We start from the raw sequence: 15209 nt of genomic DNA, 5'->3' as shown, positions 1-15209 counted from the left end.
AAGGGGAGGCATCGAAGGCAACGACGAGGAGGAATCACATGGAGATCACGTTCTGGGGCGTTCGCGGCAGCATTGCTTCTCCGGGTCCGGACACGATCGGCATCGGCGGCAACACGAGCTGCGTCGAGGTTCGCTGCGGCTCGACGAAGTTCATCCTCGACGCGGGCACGGGCATCCGCGCGCTCGGCGACAAGCTCATGCGCGAGGGGTCGGTCGAGGCGACGCTGCTCCTCTCGCACGTCCACTGGGACCACATCCAGGGCATCCCCTTCTTCGTCCCGGCGTACGTGCCGAGCTCGAACATCCAGGTGGTCGGCAGCGCGAACGGCGTGATGTCGCTGCGCGACGCGCTCGCCTACCAGATGACGGCGCCGGTCTTCCCCGTGCGGCTCGACCAGCTCGGCGCGAAGATCGACTGGCGCGAGGTCCGGAGCGGCGAGCGCTTCCAGATCAACGACGTCGTCGTGCGTGTGGCCCGCCAGAACCACCCGGGCGGCTCGTTCGCGTACCGCCTCGACTGGAACGGCCGGAGCGTCGTCTACGCGACGGACACCGAGCACTTCGCGTGTATCGACCCCGAGCTCTACGCGCTCTCGCGGGGCGCCGACGTCCTGATCTACGACTCGCAGTACACGCCCGACGAGTACCGCGGCACAGCGCCGGGCAACTCCAAGGTCGGCTGGGGTCACTCGACGTACGTGGCCGGCGTCGAGCTCGCGAAGGCGGCGGGCGTCGGGCAGTACGTGCTCTTCCACCACGACCCGCGCCGCTCGGACGCGGGGGTCTTGGACCTCGAGCAGAGGACGCGCGAGCTCTTCCCGAACGCCGTCGCCGCGCGCGAGGGCATGGTCATCGGCCTCGACTCCATCGCCAGGGCGGCCTGATGGGCCTGCCCGCGCTCCGCGTCCGGGACGAGCCGACGATGGTGACGTCGGCGGCGTGGCACCTTATGCTCGAGCTCGCCCCAGGCTCCATGTCGCGCCTCTCCCTCCTCGTCGATCTCGCATCGCTCCTCGCGCGCGAGGTCGACCTCGACGCGCTCCTCGGCACCGCGTGCGAGCGCCTCGCGCAGGCGATGTTCGCCGACCGCGCGACGATCTGGCTCGTCGACGCCGAGCAAGGCGACCTCGTGACGCGCGTGGCGCTCCTGCCCGAGCTGCCCGCGCTGCGCCTTCCGCTCGGCCGTGGCATCGCGGGATACGTGGCCCGCACGGGCGAGGTCGTGCGCGTCGGCGACGCCGCGACCGACCCGCGCTTCGATCCGACGGCGGACCGGGCCACGGGCTACACGACGCGCTCGATGCTCGTCGCGCCGATCCGCGAGGAGGCGCGCGCACCGGTGCGCGGCGTGGTGCAGCTCCTCAACAAGCAGGGCGGCGGCAGCTTCGACGAGGAGGACGAGCGGTACCTCGTCGCGCTCGCGAGCCAGCTCGCCCGCGCGCTCACGATGACCACGCTGCGCGCGGCCGACGGGGGCAATCCCGGCCTCGTGCTGCAAGGTCCGTTCAACCGCATCGTCGGCCGCAGCGCGCCGATCACGGCCGTCTACGAGAAGATCCAGCTCGCCGCGCAGACCGACGCGACGGTGCTTCTGCGTGGCGAGACCGGCACCGGCAAGGGCCTGTTCGCCCGCGCGATTCACGTGAACTCTCGGCGCCAGGCGCGCCCGTTCGTCACGGTCGACTGCACGACCCTGCCCGCGCAGCTCGTCGAGAGCGAGCTCTTCGGCCACGAGCGTGGCGCGTTCACAGGCGCGGATCGTCGCGTCCCGGGCAAGGTCGAGCTCGCCGAGGGCGGCACCTTGTTCCTCGACGAGCTCGGCGACCTGCCGCTCGACATCCAGGGCAAGCTCCTCAGATTCCTTCAGGATCGTACATTCGAGCGGGTCGGCGGGCGCAACACGATGCGCGGCGACGTGCGTGTCGTGTGCGCGACGCACCGCGATCTGGAGAAGGCCGTCGCCGAGGGTCGCTTCCGCGAGGACCTCTACTACCGCGTGCGTGTCGTGGAGATCGAGCTGCCGCCGCTCAGGACGCGCGGTCGCGAGGAGATCGAGGCGCTCACGCGGCACTTCGCCGACCTCTACGCGCAGCGCTACGGAAGGCCGACGCCCACGTTCGATCCGGCCGCGCTCGCCGCCATCGGCAGCCACACCTGGCCGGGCAACGTGCGCGAGCTCGAGCACTGGATCGAGAGCGCCATCGCGCTCGCGCCCGACGGCCGCATCACGCCGGCGCACCTGCCCCGCAGGCGCCCGACGACCATCTCCGACGGGCGCTCGAGCAGCGAAGAGGAGGTCCGCTTGCCGCTCCACCTCTCGCTCGACGACGCCATCGAGCGCTACGTCGGCTCGGTGGTGGCCGCGTGCGACGGCAACAAAACCGAGGCCGCGCGCAGGCTCGGCGTCGGTCGAAACACGATCGCGCGCGCCCTCTCGCGCCGCCACGGCGGAGGCCCGACCTCACGCGGGCCCGACTCACTCCTCGGCGGCTCGCACAGCCGCGGCGACGACGACTGACGACGATTCCTAACGAGGCATGCGGCGCGCGGCTTCGCAGATCGCCGCGCGGATCGCGTCTTTCGGCAACTCCGGCGCGGCCTTCTCCTCGCACGCCACCGCGGGTTCGAGCGGGTCGAGCGCGATGCCGAAGCGGAACGGGCGATCGAGATCGCTCGCGTCCGGGTGCAAGAGACCGTTCAGCGAGTGCCACCGCCCGAAGCGGTTGTACACGTCGTCGATACGCTCCACGAGCGGCGCGGCGTTCTGCGTGTCGCCCATCGCGAGCAAGGACTCCGCGAGGTGGCACCGCACCGACGCCTCGTGCGGGATGAGCGCATGCGCGCGCGCCCGCTCGATCGACGCCGCCCGCGCGTGCCCTCGACCCTGCAAGAGCTCCCCCAGCCGGATTCTCCGCGCGATCTCCTTCACGTTCGCCGGCATCGCGCCCGGCTCGAGCTCCGGCGGCAGATCCTTCGGCAGGCTCGTGATGTGCCCGCGCCAGCGCTTCACCCACGTCTGGAAGTCCGCTGCGCTCACGTCGGCGATCGCCTGCTCGAAATCCTTCGAGCTCTCGGCCGCCTTGAGACGCACCACGAGCTGCGGCAGCGCTTCTTCTCCGGCCTCGCGCGCCCAGTACCGCACGAAGCTCGCCACCTCGGCGAAGGCCACCTGCGCCTGCTCTGCCGACGGCAGCATCGCGATCGACGGCCCGATCTTGTCGAGCTCCACGCCGAGCCCCTTGTCGAGGCCCACGCGCGCGACCACGTCGGCCGCCGGGAAATCATCGAGCGGCTCCTTCTCGCGCCACCGCACCTCCTGCCGCTTCGCCACGCCTTCTTGCAACCACAAGGGCGCCTTGTCGCGCGTGCCCCGCGTGAGCGCGAGGTGCGTCAGCTCGTGCGCCAGCGTGTCGAGCCACGCGTAACCGTTCGTCGTGGCGCGCGGCGAGATCATCGTCACGCGCCCCCACTTCGCCACGGCCACCGTGCCCGTCGTCTGCGCCGCCTCCTCGGGCAAACCCGTCATCGCCGCGAGCGTGAACTGATCACGCACGAGATCGATCCGCATCGGCAAGGGAAGCTCCACGCCGAGCTCCTTCGCGAGGTTCTCGCGAGCCTTGAGTGCCACGTCCACGATCAGCGGCACGAGCGCGCGATCCTCGTCGTCTTGCAACCGCACGATGACGCCGCGCTCGTCGTCGCGCACCGTCACCGTCCCGGCCGTCGCGCGCGCGCATCCGCGCGACACGTCGCCGAGGTCCATCGCCTCCGGCCGGTTCGTCAGGTCCGGCCGCGACAGCACGGCCACGGCCCCGTCGCAGTCGCCTTCGTAGAGCAGGAGCCGCGCCGTTTCGAGCGCGAGCGCCGTGTCCGACGTGTCCGCGCCGTCCAGAATCTTGCGCGCCGCTGCTACATCGAGCTCCAGCGTCGCTTCCCGCGCGCGCCGCGCCCGATCGAGATCGCCGAGCAGCGGCACGTACGCCTCGCTCGCCGCCGTGACGCTCATCGACGTCACGACCGCGAGCGCGCCCAGAAGAACCTTCCGCATCGCGACAGACCTCATCGCAGGAGCCCCTCCGCGTAACGCTTCACGGCTTCCTTCAGCAGCGGATCCGACGAACCGCCGAGCCCTTCGAGCACGCGCTTGCGGAACGCGTCGGGGCCCTTGTGCCCTTCTTTGCCGGGGATGTCCGCCTTCTTCGCCATCGGGCCATCACTCGACTCGGACCGCTCCTGGCTGTTCTCGTTCTCTTCGTTGTTCCGCTCGCCGCGCGCCATCTCCAAAAGCCGCTGCGCGTTCTGCTGATGTTCGAGCCCCGCCTCGCCGTCCCCCTCGGCGAGCGCGCGCTCCGCGTCACGCATGCTCTTCTCCGCGCGGTCGAGCAGATCGAGCGTCTCTTCGGGCAGACTTCCATCACCCGCCGCTCCCTTCTCCCCGAGCTTGCGCGCGCGCTCGGCCATCTGCGCCTCGCGCTTGCCGCTCTTCTCGAGGTCGCCCTTCGCGCGCTCCGCGGCCGATTTCCGCAGCTTTTCGAGCGCCTCCTCCGCCCACGCGAGCTCCTCGCCGAGGCCTGGCCGCGCTCGCTCCGCCTCGCGACCGGCGCTCTGCTCGCCGAGGTCCCATTCCTGGGCCGATTGCCCGCGCTTCTTCGCGTCTTCGAGCGCGCGCATCGCCTCCTTGCCGCTCTGCACCGCGTCGCGCGGACGACCTTGCTCCAGCGCGTCGGCCATCGACTCCGCGAGGTCACGCGCTTGTTTGCCCGCGGCCGTCGCCGAACCCGGCTCGCCCGCGCGCCTCGGCAGATCCTTGATCGCCTCGCGGATCGCCTCCGCGTGCTTCTTCGCCTCGTCCTTCAGCTCGTCGAGCTCGTCCTGCGAGAACGCTCGTTCGAGCGCCTGCTCCACGTCTTCGAGCTCGTTCGCATGCTCGCGGATCAGGTCTTCGAGCTCTTGCTCGCCCGCCTCGGCCGCATCGTCCGCGCTCGAAGGATCGCCGTCGCCCGTCCCGCTCCCGCCCGCGGCCGACTCCGTCCCGCTCCCGCTCCCGCCGCCACCCGCGAACGACGGATCCGGATTTCGCAGACGCGCCGCGAGGTCTCTTGCCGCGAGCTCCGCATGAAACAGATCGTTCGCCTTCCGCGCCCGATCGATCCGCCGGAGCCCATTCGCCACGATCTCCCCGAGATCCAGCCCGAGCGTCCCGAGCCTAAGGAGCTGCTTCCCTCCCCCGTCGAGCACGGTCACTGCCGCGTCGAGCCGCACCACGCCGTTCGCCGTATCGCTCCCGCGTTGCCCTGCCGCGACGGCCGTCGCCTCGGCGGCCTCGTCCGCGACCACCGCGAGCCGCTTTGCCACACGACGCGTGTCCGACGTCCCGAGCGAGCGCGCGGCCGCGTCGATCGCGAGCAGCACCTCCTCGCTCTCCTCGACGAGCTTCTGGTGCGTCGTGGCCGACGGCTGCTTCTGCTCCTCCGCGAGCGCGACCTCGAGCCTGCGAAGCTGCCCGCGCGCGAGCGCGAGTGCGCGACGCGGAAACCGCAAACCGCCGTACGTCCCGGCGAGCGCCTCCTCCACCACGCCGAGCGCCTTCTCCTGCGCCTCGCGCTCCTTCTTCACGTGATCGGCGTTCTGCGCGCCCTTCGGCGCGTCCTCCACGAGCCGCATCGCGACGAGGTCCGTGAGCGCGTCGCGCGCCCGCACGAGCGCTTCATACCGGAGCGCCTCCGGCTCACCGACCTGCGGCGGGATCACCACGATCGCTGCGCTCTTGCCCCACTTCGATCCGACGATCGGATCGTTGTCGCGCGCCTCCACCGTGATCTCGACAGGCAGGAAGTTGCGCTTGAAGAACGCGTCGCCGCTGAAGACGATCCGGTGCGATCCTCGATCCGACCTGGGATCACCCTGCGGCCGCGACAACACGCGCCGCGCCTCGCGCCCGCCCGAGCGGTACACGAGATCCACCTCGCGCAGGCCGTGATCGTCCGTCGCCTCGTACGACACGACGATCTCCGGCTCGTCGAGCATCCGCACCGTGCGCGGCGCGTCCTCCACCAAGACCTTCGGCGCGAGGTCCGGGATCGACGTCACCTGTTGCTCATCGGCCTGCGGAATCCGCACGTCGCCGAACCGCGCCGCGATCCGGAGCGTCGCCGTCTCACCGAGCTCCCACCGCGCCACCACGCCGCCCACGCCATCGAACGCGAACGGCACCTCCACCTTGCCGTCCGTCAGCACGAGCGTGCGGCTCGGGTACGTCGGGCGCCCGTGCACCGTGATCATCGTCCCGCGCGGTAGCGACGTCGCCTCGAACGTGTCGATCACGCGCCCGTGCTGATGCAGGTACTCGGGCGGTTTCGCGACGATGTTCACGTCCTCGAGGTACGCGAGCGGCAGCGGCGCCTCGCCGCCCCGCGCCACGAGCACATCGAGCCCCTCGATCACGCGTTGCTCGATCGCCGCGCCGAACACGGCCACGAGCGCGAACACGAGGCCCGCCACGGACCAGCGCCGCGCCGTGACGGAAGCACGCTCCGCGATACGCTCGATCGACGCGCGGCTGAGCAAACGCGCCAGGTGCAGACGCGCGAGCGACGGCGATCCACGCGTCGCGTCCTTCGCCGTCTGCTCCACGAGCCCGAGGCCTCGTACCGTCGCGGCGGCGAGCTCCGGGTCCGTCGGACCGATCGTCTCCAGGATCGTGCGCCGCGGGTCTTGCCGACGCCGATGCAGCACGATCGCGCGGGCCACGAGGAACACGCAGAACGCGGCGAGCAGCGCGGCCACGGTCGCTCGCACGGCTGGCGTCCCTCGGCGGGCGAGGTGAGCCAGGCCGATCACCAGGGCGGCGGCGAGCGCGGTCAGCGCGCGGCGCGCGGAGGGACGGATCTCGGCTTCCCAGGTGGAACGAAGCTGGGCGAGCAAGGCAACCGGGACGTCGTGCTCCACGGCGGAGAACGTAGCAGACCGGAGGCTCGTCGCTTCTCCCCTCCGTTGCCGCCCTCGGGCGCCTCCCGTACGATGCGAGAGCGGCCCTCGTCCTTGCGGCGCCCGGGCTCCTGCTTGCTCACGCATCCCGACATCCGGGAGATCTCGCTTGGCGAACATCGGCTACATCCAGGTCGTCCGGCATTGCAACCATTTTTGCGGGTTCTGCTCGAACCCGACGACGCCCTACGTGCACACCTTCGAAACGATGAAGGTGCTCGTCGACGATCTGGTGAAACGCGGGTATTTCGGGGTCATCCTCACCGGCGGCGAGCCCACGCTGCACCCGGAGCTGCCGCGCATCGCGGCGTATGCCTCCGCGCAGGGCCTCCACGTGCGCATGATCACGAACGGCTCGCGCCTCGCGGATCCCGAATTCGCGCGCAGCCTGGCCGAGGCGGGCGTGCGGCTCGTGCACGTGTCCGTGTATTCGGTGCGCCCCGACGTCGAGGCAATCCTCCGCGGCACGGACGGCACGCTGGAGAAGGCGTTCGCCGCCGTGCGCAATGCCCACGAGAATGGGATCGAGGTCAACATCAACTGCGTGATCAACAAGCTGAACGCCGATCACCTCGACGAGAACATCGACCACTTTATCACGCACCACCCGTACGTGCGCCATTTCGTGTGGAACAACCTCGACCCTTCGATGGGCCGCGCCGAGGTGAACCAGGCGCAATTCACGCCGCGCCTCTCCGATTTCGAGGTCTCGCTCCAGCGCGCGATGCGCAAGCTCCACGCCTCGGGCCGCTCGTTCCGCGTGGAAAAGGTCCCGCTCTGCTACATGACCGAGTTCGCCTGGGCGAGCACCGAGACGCGCAAGATCGTGAAGGGCGAGGAGCGCATCGTGCATTTCCTCGACAACAAGCAGACCGTCCGCCAGACGGACTGGGAGCACATTTACGCGCCCGCCTGCAACCATTGCACGCTCCGCCCGATCTGCGGCGGCCTCTTCGATCGCGGCGCGGCCTACGACCCCGAGGAGCTTTATCCCGTCTTCGTCTCCATGGACGCGGTCGTCGATACGATCATCACCGACCCGAGCGATCCGAGTTATCCACTGCGCACCTTGCCCGCATGGAAAAAGGATTTTGAACATCGCCTCGCCGCCGCGCGCTCGGGCGAGGACAAACCACACGCGTCCGCCGAGGAAATGCGCCCGCCGGATGCGCCGCCCGTCGGCATCGTGACGGAGAAGGGCCTCCGGCTCTTCGAGGCGAAGCGCAAGAGCGAGGCGAAAAAGGCCGAATCCCTCGGCGTATCGATGGAGCGCGTCGATATCGCCCTGCCCGAGGACGGACCGAACGGGGTCTAGGATGTACCGTGCGAAGTAAACTCGATTCGGCGGATCTTGGCGGCGAGCTCTGGGCCGGCCCGTATCGACTCGACTCGCTCATCGCCCGCGGCGGCTTCGGGTTCGTCGCACGCGCGACGCACGCGCCCACGGGCCGCGCCGCCGCGGTGAAGGTCATGCACGCCGACCTCTTCGCCGATCCCACGGCGATCCCGCGGTTCGAGCGCGAGGCGGCCATCATCTTCGAGCTCCCCCACCCGAACGTCGTCCGCGTGCACGAAGTCGGCCGCCTCGCCGATGGGCGCCCCTATTTCGCCATGGAGCTGCTCACCGGCCAGAGCCTCGACGCGCGCCTCGCCGACGCCGGCAGGCTCGCGATCGACGAGGTCCTCGGCATTCTCGAACCCCTCGGAGGCGCGCTCGCCGCCGCCCACGCACGCGGAATCGTCCACCGCGACATCAAACCCTCGAACGTCTTCCTCGCCGAGGGCCGCGCCGAAGGCCGCGTCGTCCTCCTCGATTTCGGCGTCGCCAAGCTCCTCGACAACGCCGGCCCCTCGCTCACCGCTTCCCGCGCGACGCTCGGCACGCTCCCCTTCATGGCGCCCGAGCAGGTGCTCGGCCAGCCGCTCGATACACGGGCGGACGTGTATGCGCTCGGCGCGCTCGCATTCGCCATGCTCACGGGAAAACCGCCGTTCGGCGATCAGGCCACCGCCGTCGTCCGGCAGATCCACCTCCACGCCCGCCCGCCCAGGCCGAGCGAGCGCGCGCCCGTCGATCCCGCGCTCGACGAGCCCCTCCTCCGCGCGCTTTGCCGCGATCCCGCAGGCCGATATGCCACCGCGCCGGAGTTCGTCCGGGCACTCCGCACCGCAAGCTCTGCCGCGACGAGCCCGCCAAACCCGAAGCGCCATGCTGCTTTGATTCGCCCTTCCATGGCCGTCTCCGTCGCGCTCCGCGCCGATCCGGCCGCGCTCGCGGACGGCGACGAGGCGCTCCTCACGGCCCTCGAAACGAGTTTGCCCCTCGTCTCCGCCGAGCTCACCGCGGCCGGGCTCGTGCTCTCCAAAGAGACAGCGACAAACCTGCTCGCCGTATCGCCCACGCCGCCCGACCCGCCCTTTGCCCGGCGCGTGCTCGAAGCTTGTGTCCGCGCTTATCGCCGGGTCCTCGCGGGTCCCTTGTCCGGACAACCTGCCGACCTCGGCATCGTCGCGCACGTCGGCGTGCTCCACACGAGCGAAGCCGGCACGATCCTGCCCGGCGGCCTCCTCGATGTCACCTCGTGGTCGCCGGCACCGGTACGGGGCGTCGTCGCCACGCAGCAAGCGCTCGACCGCCAGGACCTCCCGCGTTCGCCCTTCCCGAACGACCCGCGGTTTTTCTTTCTGGAACGATGACGAGCGCCGTCACTCCTCCGTGGCCGAAATCCCGTGCCGCCGCAGAAGCTCCCGCAGGTGATTCCGATCCATGTGCGCCGAGCGCGCCGCGCGGGATAGATTCCCTCCGCTCTGCCGCACCAGCGTCTCGATGTATCCACGCTCCCACCGCGCCACGGCGCGCTCCTTCGCCGCGCGGAACGAGCCGAGCGCGATATCGTCCTCGTAATCGGTCGTGGCCGGCGCCGCCGCCTTCGGCGTCGAACCGGGTGGCGCCCCGAGCGTCGCCTCGAACCAGAGCTCCTGGTCCTCCATCAGGATCGCCCGCTCCACCGCCGCCCGCAATTCCCGCACGTTCCCCGGCCAATCCTGCTTCGTGAACGCCGCCACGAGCTCCGCTGGCGGCAGCGGATCGCCCGACCGCGCGAATTGCTCGTAAAAATGCGCAACGAGCGGCGGGATGTCCTCACGCCGCTCCCGCAGCGGCGGCAATCGAATCCGCACGATGTTCAGCCGATAATAAAGATCCGAGCGGAACGTCCCGCGGTTTACCTCCTGCCTGAGGTCGCGGTTTGTCGCGGCGATCACCCGCACGTCGAGCTTGATCGGATCGAGGCTCCCGATGCGCCGCACCACGCGCTCTTCCAGGGCCCGGAGCAGCTTCGGCTGCATGTCGAGCGGCAGCTCGCCGAGCTCGTCCAGAAACACCGTCCCGCCCGCCGCCGCTTCGAACGCGCCCGCCCGCGATTGCAACGCCGTCGTGAACGCGCCGCGCATGTAGCCGAAGAGCTCCGCCTCGATCAACGTCGGCGGGATCGAGCTGCAATCGATCACCACGAACGGCCCTTGCGCGCGTGCGCTCTTCTGATGAATCACCTCGGCGAGCAGGCCCTTGCCCGTGCCGGTCTCGCCTTCGATGAGCACCGTCGAGTCCGAGGTGGAGATCCGCGGCAGGGCCGCGAAGAGCCGGCGCATCGCCATGCTCTGGCCGAGGATCCGGCCATAACGCTCCTCGTCGGCGAGCGGCTCGACGATCTCGTCGGGCAGCGGATCGAAGCGCAGCGTCGATTTGCCCACGCCGAGCACGGCGCCGGCGCCGAGGTAGGCGCCTTCCACGCGGAAGCCGGAGACCCGCGTGCCGTTGCGGCTGCCGAGGTCGCGCACGAGAAACCCGCGGTCCGTGACGGTGATGACGCAATGGTGGCGCGACACGGCGCCGTCGGTCAGGACGAGGTGGTTACCGGCGGCCGTGCCCACGGAGAGCTCGGCGCCGTCCGAGACGCGCTCGACGCCTCGATCGGGCCCCGCCGTGACCTGGAGGCGAAAGCGGCCGATGGCGCACTCGCGTGGGCGAACGACGAGGGCCACCGTCTCCTTCGCGTGCGGTTCCTTGCTCATGGTGCGGGCACGGTATATCAGCTACTCTGACACGACGCACGAGGTCATGGTCCAGAACCGAGACAGGGTCTACCCCATCAAGGCGCCGGACCCCGATGGGATGCTCTCTCCGACCCGCAAGATATGGTTTCGCGAGCGGGCGACGCTGTGGAGGCAGTATCTCGACGAGCGCGAACCTCGGAAGTACGAATTACGTCGGCGAGGGGCATTGCCCCCAATGCGGCGCGGTCGCGATGAGGCCGAGCACGAACCCAACGCGTGCGGCGCGTTGTGCGCCGATCCGGGGCGCGGATAGCATCACGGCGCGATGAGGCTTGCCTCCTTGCTCTTGCCGGCTGCGGTCGCGGCGACGCTCGCGCCGGCGTGTCGCGGCGTGCCGGATACGGCGAAGCCTGACGCGCAGACCAGCACGGACGCGGATGCGCCGTCCTCGGGGTCGAACGAAGCTGCGTGCCTGAGCCTCAACACGTGTGGCACGTGGAGTGGGTGCGTGAAGGCGCGGCCCCAGCCGCTCCCGTTCTCGGTGTCTCCGGCTGACCCGCCAATCACGCGCGGCGACTGGTACCGCTTCGACTGGGACGACCGGCCGAACCAGGTCGGCGATCGCAGGCCGATCTGCGTGGGCGACGCAGGCGCGTGCTTCGAGGGGCTCAATCACTTGATCCCTTGTCTGCCTTATTTCAGCCCGACAGCGCCCGACTATCGCTGCGAGATGATTGACGGCGTATGCACGAAAGTCGCGGCGTTGACGCCGCCCGCCCAGGTCCGCTGAATCCGCCCTTCGTTTCGAACGCTCCTCGGCATTCAATCGCGCGCGGCGTCGCGCCGACGGCAGGTCCGCCGGGACCCCGTACCGGCCCTCGTGCTTAGAGGACCGTGCAGCCAGAATTACACTGTCGACGTCAGCCGGCAGGAGCTCCCCGAACGAAGCCGGAGAACACGAACTCCCATACTTGCTCGCCCGAAGCAGTTGCTCTTCGTCGGGCGCTCGGTACCATGCCCCCGGATGATTGGTCGGCAGCTCCTCACCGACTACGAGATCGTCCGCGTGCTGGGTCAAGGCGGCATGGGGACCGTCTACGAGGCGAGGAGCACGAAGACCGGCCGTCCCGTGGCGATCAAGTGGCTGCACGTGCGCCCGTTCGCCCCCGACGATCCGGACCTGCTCCGCTTCGAGCAGGAGGCGCGTATCGCCGGCTCGCTCGCCTCGCCGCACGTCGTCGCGGCCTTGGCGGTGGATCACGATCCCGAGACCGGCGTGCCGTTCCAGGTGATGGAGCTGCTCGACGGCGAGGATGTGCGCGCGCTCCTCGGGCGCTTGGGCCCGCTCCGCCCCGACGTCGCGCTTCGAATTCTCGCGCAGGCTTGCGAGGGGCTCGCGGCAGCGCACGCGGTGAACGTCATTCACCGCGACATCAAGCCCGAAAACCTCTTCCTCGCGCGGGGCGAGGGCGGCGACATCACCGTAAAACTCCTCGATTTCGGGGTCGCCAAGATCCGGCGCACGCCCGAGGCTGTGGGTGAGGGCGGCGCGCTCACGGCGCCCGCGATATCGATGACGCAGAGCGGGCAGGTCATCGGCACGCCGCTCTACATGGCGCCCGAGCAGATCGAGAATCCCAAGAAGGTCGACGCGCGTTGCGACGTGTATTCGATGGGCGTGACGCTCTACGCGATGCTCGCGGGGGCACCGCCGCACGCGCACGTAAAATCGCTCGTGGAGCTGCTTTATGCGATCACGACGCAGCCGCCGCCGCCGCTCGCGGAGGCCGCGCCCTGGGTACCGGCCGAGATCGCGCGGTTCGTGGACAAGGCGACGGCGCACGTCCGTGAGGACCGTTTTCCGACCGTCGAGGCGATGCGCGACGCGCTCCGCCCGCTCCTGCCCGAAGGTTTTTCCTTGCGGCAGGAAGCGCTCACCTCCGTGATCGAGGACGAGCGGAAGGTTGTCGCGACGAACCCGGCGGCTCTCCCACAGACGAAGACGGAGCGGTCGGCGGAGACGGTGAAGACCGCGCGGGCGGGCGCGGCAAGGCGAGCGTGGATGGCGGCCGCGATGGCGATCATGGTCCTCGCCATCGCGGCGTTTTTCCTGGTCGGCCGTTAGAAGCAGGCGGTGGACGTTTCGCGGCGCGGCGCACTCCGGACTGTCGCAATCGGAGCTTACAAGTCGTACCCCTCCTCGCGCCTGGTGATGTGCCTGTTCCCCGACGAACCGCATTGCAAGACGCCGCCCAGGGGGTCGTAGGAGCACGCGGAGTCGCAGTTCCCCACGACGTTGAGATTGCAAGAGGGGTTCGTGCCGCAAAGGCGCTCGTCGAGCAGTTGCTCCGCGTCGCAAGTGTCCGCCACGTCATCGAAGTAACAGACGTTGGCGACGAAATTCGGCGCGAACAGGTTCCCCCATGCGCGCGACTCCGACACCGGGAACTCCGTAAGCTGCGCCGAGGTCGGCTGGAGCTCCGCGCGATCTCCCTGGAGGAGGATGGGCATCACGATGCCGTATCCATTGAGGTGGGCCAGCAAGCAAGACGTGACCCACCATTGATTGTTGCTGCTGAGAGAGCTCGTCCGCCACTGCCCCGCGAGCCCGAGCCAACCCGCGTAGGTGATGCCCGTATCGGGGTCCGTCATCGATGTGCCTCTGGGCAATGCGCACTCCGCGAGGTATTTGAGGGCCTCGCTCCTGCACGCGTTCGAGACCGCGGACAGATCCGCGACGCCGCCTTCGGGGAGGTTGCCCTCCGCATCATTGTGGAGCGGCTCCTGCGAGAGGTTCCTGTACGCCGACTGGACGCTCGGGTTCCAGAAGCAATCGACGCTGAAGCCATTGGTGTTGCCCGGCGGATTGTCGTCCGGCCCCAGCGTCTCGAGGCCCACCGCGAAATCGTCCTGCTCGAACGGATTCGAGTTCGCGGCCACGCAGCCGGAGGCAAAGGTGCCGGTCAGCAAGGTAAGAATGGCAAATGAGCGCATTGCAGTCATGGGGATCTCCTTGTGTTGACGGGGGACGTGCACGTTCCGGGCCAAGGGCGAGATCCTTCCAACGTGAGGCTTTTTCGAGGAAGCCTCGCGCCCCGGGGCGGGCGACTGCGGGGGCGGGCCTGCAGCAGGCGCAGGCCCGCGCCATCACCCCCCGTGGAGCAGCGCGGCGCGGCTCACTCCGGGATTTCGCAATCGGAGCCGTACCAGTCGTAATCCTTCACGCGCACGCTGATGTGCTTGTTCCCGGACGAACCGCAGTGCAAAAAGCCGCCGATCGGGTTGTAGAAGCACGCCGTGTTGCAGTTCCCCACGAGATTGAGATTGCAATACGGGCTCGTGTCGCAGATGCGCTCGTCGAAGAGTTGGTTCACGTAGCAAGACGTCGCCATGTTCGTGAAGTAACACACGTTGGCAACGAAATTCGGCGCGAAAAGGTTCCCCCACGCGCGCGATTCGGGCACCTGGAACTCCGTGATCTGCGCCGAGGTCGGCTGGAGTTCGGAGCGGTCTCCCTGCAGCAGAATGGGGACCTCGATCCCGTACCCATTGAGGTGCTCAAGCAGGCAAGACGTGACCCACCACTGGTTGTCGCTGCTCAGCACCTGCGTCTTCCACTGATCCGCGAGGCCGAGCCAGCCGTTGTACGTGATGTTCGTATCCGGATCCGTCATCGAGGAGCCCTCGGGCAATGCACACCGGGCGAGATACTTGAGGGCCTGGTTTCTGCACGCGGACGTGACCTGGTCCAGGTACGAGATGGTATCGGAAATATTGCCCTGCGCATCCACGTAAAGCGGCTTCTGCGCGAGGAGCCGGTAGGCCGCCTGGATGTTGGGATTCCAGAAGCAACCAGGGTTGAACAGGTTGTTGCTGCCCGGCGGCCTGGGATCGGGGTCGCCGGGATCTTGCGTCTCCAGGCCAACCGCGAAATCGTCGGCGCCAACCGGATTCTCCGCCTCGGGCGCCGCGCAACCCATGAAGGCGACGCTGGCAGCAACCACGACAAAGGAAAAGCAATGCGATTTCAGCATGGGGGGCTCCTCTTCAAGAACGACGTGGGGAACGGGTAGCACAGCTCGTGCCACGTACCCCAGCCCGGCACGGGCGCGGCTTTTCGTGGGTTCTCGGGCTCATGGCGCAGACCCCTGCGGGGAGGTCCCTGC

Annotated in this window: 11 protein-coding genes; 6 read left to right on the top strand and 5 right to left on the bottom strand. The window is 69.1% G+C overall.

Translation table 11 applies throughout. The features are described 5' to 3' along the window. The first annotated feature begins 38 nt into the window (after positions 1-38). A complete protein-coding gene (locus tag KEG57_RS08075; RefSeq protein WP_272417476.1) occupies positions 39-884 on the top strand; it encodes an MBL fold metallo-hydrolase in 846 nt (281 codons plus the stop codon). Then, positions 884-2518, top strand: coding sequence for a sigma-54-dependent Fis family transcriptional regulator (locus KEG57_RS08070; RefSeq protein WP_272417475.1), 1635 nt, complete (start codon positions 884-886; stop codon positions 2516-2518). Before KEG57_RS08075 ends, KEG57_RS08070 begins: the two co-directional genes overlap by 1 nt. Before the next feature lie 9 nt (positions 2519-2527). Here the strand turns inward: KEG57_RS08070 and KEG57_RS08065 are convergent, their stop codons facing one another. Both KEG57_RS08065 and KEG57_RS08060 read right to left on the bottom strand, forming a co-directional pair. Next, complete coding sequence (locus KEG57_RS08065; protein WP_272417474.1) at positions 2528-4048, bottom strand: hypothetical protein; 1521 nt, start codon at positions 4046-4048, stop codon at positions 2528-2530. A gap of 11 nt (positions 4049-4059) precedes the next feature. Continuing rightward, positions 4060-6948 carry a DUF4175 domain-containing protein gene (locus tag KEG57_RS08060; RefSeq protein ID WP_272417473.1) on the bottom strand — a complete coding sequence of 963 codons (2889 nt, stop codon included), beginning with the start codon at positions 6946-6948 and terminating at the stop codon, positions 4060-4062. Positions 6949-7096: 148 nt separating this feature from the next. Here KEG57_RS08060 and KEG57_RS08055 point away from each other — a divergent pair, with 148 nt between their 5' ends. Further along, positions 7097-8302: a radical SAM protein gene (locus KEG57_RS08055; protein WP_272417472.1), complete on the top strand. Its 1206-nt coding sequence runs from the start codon at positions 7097-7099 to the stop codon at positions 8300-8302. An 8-nt stretch (positions 8303-8310) separates the two neighbouring features. Next, positions 8311-9684: a serine/threonine-protein kinase gene (locus KEG57_RS08050; RefSeq protein WP_272417471.1), complete on the top strand. Its 1374-nt coding sequence runs from the start codon at positions 8311-8313 to the stop codon at positions 9682-9684. A 9-nt stretch (positions 9685-9693) separates the two neighbouring features. On the opposite strand, the gene KEG57_RS08045 is transcribed toward KEG57_RS08050, so the two are convergent. Then, on the bottom strand, positions 9694-11061 hold the full coding sequence (locus KEG57_RS08045) for a sigma 54-interacting transcriptional regulator (protein ID WP_272417470.1): 1368 nt from the start codon (positions 11059-11061) through the stop codon (positions 9694-9696). 307 nt (positions 11062-11368) lie between these two features. On the opposite strand from KEG57_RS08045, the gene KEG57_RS08040 reads away from it, so the two are divergent. Continuing rightward, positions 11369-11833 (top strand): hypothetical protein, encoded by a 465-nt coding sequence (locus KEG57_RS08040; protein WP_272417469.1) that lies wholly within the window; start codon positions 11369-11371, stop codon positions 11831-11833. Positions 11834-12067: 234 nt separating this feature from the next. Next, positions 12068-13168, top strand: coding sequence for a serine/threonine-protein kinase (locus tag KEG57_RS08035; protein ID WP_272417468.1), 1101 nt, complete (start codon positions 12068-12070; stop codon positions 13166-13168). A 56-nt stretch (positions 13169-13224) separates the two neighbouring features. Here KEG57_RS08035 and KEG57_RS08030 read toward each other — a convergent pair whose 3' ends face one another. Further along, positions 13225-14046: a hypothetical protein gene (locus tag KEG57_RS08030; protein ID WP_272417467.1), complete on the bottom strand. Its 822-nt coding sequence runs from the start codon at positions 14044-14046 to the stop codon at positions 13225-13227. 173 nt (positions 14047-14219) lie between these two features. Continuing rightward, positions 14220-15077 carry a hypothetical protein gene (locus KEG57_RS08025; RefSeq protein WP_272417466.1) on the bottom strand — a complete coding sequence of 286 codons (858 nt, stop codon included), beginning with the start codon at positions 15075-15077 and terminating at the stop codon, positions 14220-14222. Between the last annotated feature and the right edge of the window lie 132 nt (positions 15078-15209).

The sequence above is a fragment of the Polyangium jinanense genome (assembly GCF_028435365.1).
The sequence above is the reverse complement of the archived record's forward strand: the minus strand, read 5'-3'. Positions and strand labels throughout refer to the sequence as shown.

Coding starts and splice junctions, on each gene's coding strand:
- KEG57_RS08030 (WP_272417467.1), bottom strand. CDS start 14,046: ATGACTGCAATGCGCTCATTTGCCATTCTTACCTTGCTGACCGGCACC.
- KEG57_RS08045 (WP_272417470.1), bottom strand. CDS start 11,061: ATGAGCAAGGAACCGCACGCGAAGGAGACGGTGGCCCTCGTCGTTCGC.
- KEG57_RS08065 (WP_272417474.1), bottom strand. CDS start 4,048: ATGCGGAAGGTTCTTCTGGGCGCGCTCGCGGTCGTGACGTCGATGAGC.
- KEG57_RS08035 (WP_272417468.1), top strand. CDS start 12,068: ATGATTGGTCGGCAGCTCCTCACCGACTACGAGATCGTCCGCGTGCTG.
- KEG57_RS08075 (WP_272417476.1), top strand. CDS start 39: ATGGAGATCACGTTCTGGGGCGTTCGCGGCAGCATTGCTTCTCCGGGT.
- KEG57_RS08070 (WP_272417475.1), top strand. CDS start 884: ATGGGCCTGCCCGCGCTCCGCGTCCGGGACGAGCCGACGATGGTGACG.
- KEG57_RS08025 (WP_272417466.1), bottom strand. CDS start 15,077: ATGCTGAAATCGCATTGCTTTTCCTTTGTCGTGGTTGCTGCCAGCGTC.
- KEG57_RS08040 (WP_272417469.1), top strand. CDS start 11,369: ATGAGGCTTGCCTCCTTGCTCTTGCCGGCTGCGGTCGCGGCGACGCTC.